The 2,805-nt window shown below is 70.6% G+C and carries 2 protein-coding genes; both read left to right on the top strand.

From position 1 onward, the window contains the following. The coding region (locus tag AC2W7M_RS23215; RefSeq protein WP_486135273.1) for a L,D-transpeptidase family protein at positions 1 to 1,659 on the top strand (1,659 nt) is incomplete at its 5' end. Positions 1,660 to 1,997: 338 nt separating this feature from the next. Then, positions 1,998 to 2,805: peptidoglycan L,D-endopeptidase MepK (gene mepK, locus AC2W7M_RS23210; RefSeq protein ID WP_486135275.1), on the top strand; the 808-nt coding region annotated here is incomplete at its 3' end.

The following is a 2,805-nucleotide window of genomic DNA, read 5'->3' as shown; positions in this document are numbered from 1 at the left end:
AACCTGGCCGCACCCAACTTGGCCGCACCGGCCCCGGCCGTCCCGACCACCCCGGTCCAGCATGCCGCGCCGGCCCCGGTGGCGCCGGTCCAAGGCGCGTCTTCCCAGAGCGCGGCGCAGCCCGCGCCGCCAGCGCCCGTGGCCCAGGCCGATCCGCTCGATCCGGTGGCGGCCGAAATCCGCGCCTTGCTGGTGCATCCGGAAAGCCTCACCGGCAACAAGACGTTCCAGGAGGGCCTCACCGCCTTCTACGGCGCGCGCGACGGCCGCCCGGTGTTCGTCGACGCCGCCGGCTTCGATGCCCGCGGCAATGCGGTGATCGCCCGCCTGCGGGCGGCCGAGGAAGACGGCCTCGACCCCGACGACTATGCGGTGCCGCCGCTGCCGCGCCGGACCGACGCCTTGACCCTGGCCCGCGCCGAGCTGCACCTCGCCGTGGCGGCCCTGACCTATGCGCGCCATGCCCAGGCCGGCCGTTTCGAGCCCTCGCGCATCTCGTCGCTGGTGACGCCAGTGCGCGACATTCCCGATCCGGCCGCGGTGCTCGACGCGCTCGCCGCCGCGCCCGACGCCAATGCGGCGCTGGCCGCCTTCAACCCGCCCCATGCCGGCTACAAGGCGCTGAAGGCGAAGCTGAAGGAGGTTGCCGGCCAGACCACGCCGAAGATCGCGGCCGTGCCCACCGGACCGCTGCTGCGGCCGGGCGCGAGCGATCCGCGCGTGCCGGCCCTGCGCACCCGCCTCGGCATGTCGGGCGCCCCGAACGATCTGATCTATGACGCGGCACTGGTGGATGCCGTGAAGGCATTCCAGGAATCGAGCGGCGTCTCGCCCACCGGCAATGTGGGGTCCTCCACCATCGCCGCGCTCAACAAGGACGCCGGCGCCGGCGGCGGCAGCCTCACCGCCGACGTCATCGCCAACATGGAGCGCTGGCGCTGGCTGCCGCGCGATCTGGGCGATGCCTATGTGATGGTGAACATCCCCGAATATCTGGTGCGCATCTATCAGGGCGACCGGAAGATTCACGAGACCCGGGTGGTGGTCGGCAAGCCGGAGACGCCGACGCCGCTGCTGAGCCGCGACATGCAGTATGTGGTGGTGAACCCGGCCTGGAACATCCCGCCCTCCATCGCCCGCAACGAGATGATGCCGCTGCTGCGCGCGGACCCGAGCGCGCTCGGCCGGCGCGGCATCCAGGTGGTGCGGACCAGTTCGGGCGGGATCTCCTTCCGCCAGCCGCCCGGCGAGCGCAACGCGTTGGGGCGCATCAAGTTCATGTTCCCCAACGACCATTCGGTCTACCTGCACGACACGCCGTCGCGCTCGCTGTTCCAGAACGACCGCCGCGCCTACAGCCACGGCTGCGTGCGGGTGTTCGAGCCGCTGAAGTTCGGCGAGGTCATCTTCACCCTGGGCATGCCGGGCGACACCTGGAGCGAAGGCCGCATCGCCAAGATGTTCGGCAGCCAGGAGCGCTACGTGAACCTGAAGCAGCGCTTCCCGGTGCACATCGTCTACTTCAACGCCGTGGTGGACGAGGCCGGCCGGCTGCGCGTGCGCGAGGACCTTTACGGCATCAATGCGCAGGTGAAGACCATCCTCGGTGTCGAAGGCCGCCGCCGCATGGCCGAGAACCAGGCGACCCGCACCCGCTGACCCGCACCCGCCAATCCGCGTCCCGCCGGTGCCGCCCGCGGCACCGGCGCCTGCGTCGCCGATTTGGCCCGACGGCCCGTGGCACGAATGCCACGGTCAAGCGCGCAACCGCGCAGGCACGTTTTCGCCACAGTCCGCCACTACTCACGACGGCGTGACATGGGGGCGAGGGGCGTAAAGCCGCCCTTAACCGAACCCGACAAGACTCCGATTGCATCGCGCCGCGGCAACAGTTGCGGCACCGACCAGACCTGAGCCTCGGGTTCGAGCCATTGCACATCCTTCCTGCGCCGCATCTTCTCCCCTCCCGCCTCGCCGGCGCCGTCCGCCGGCTGAAGGTGGTGGGCCTCGGCGCCCTGCTCGCCTTGTGCGGCACCACATCGCTGCAGAATGCGGTGGCCAACGGCGACACCCGCACCCTGCTCATCCACCACACCCACACCGGCGAGAGCGGCAGCTTCACCTTCAAGAAGGACGGCCGCTACGACAGCGCGGCGCTTGAGAAGCTCAACTGGTTCCTGCGCGACTGGCGCACCAATGAGCCCACCAAGATGGACCCCCAGCTGTTCGACATCGTCTGGGAGGTCTATCGCGAGACCGAAGCCACGGCGCCGATCCAGGTGGTGAGCTCCTACCGGTCGCCGAAAACCAATGCCATGCTGCGCTCGCGCAGCCGCGGCGTGGCGAAGACCTCCCAGCACATGCTGGGCAAGGCGATGGATTTCTTCATTCCCGGCGTGGACCTCGCGCGGCTGCGCGAAGCGGGGCTCCGGCTCCAGCGCGGCGGCGTCGGCTTCTATCCCACCTCCGGCTCGCCGTTCGTGCACATGGACACCGGATCGGTGCGCCACTGGCCGCGCATGAGCCACGACCAGCTCGCCCGCGTGTTCCCGGACGGCAAGACCGTCCACGTGCCCTCCGACGGCCGCCCGCTCGCCAAATATGACGTGGCGCTGGCCGAGATCGAGGCCCGCGGGTCGCGGCCCGGCGTGGCGGTGGCGTCGGCCGATGCCGGCAAGGGCGTGAAGAGCTTCTTCAACAAGCTGATGGGCCGCAAGGACGACGACGACGACGAGGGCGGCGCGTCCGAGCCGCAGGTCCAGGCGGTGGCGGCTGCCACCCGGCGCCGCCAGCCCGGCCTGCCGC

It is taken from the genome of Xanthobacter sp. BG11Y11_SDJG, from assembly GCF_057364445.1.
Note: the sequence above shows the minus strand (reverse complement) of the source record. Positions and strands in the feature narration are given on the sequence as shown.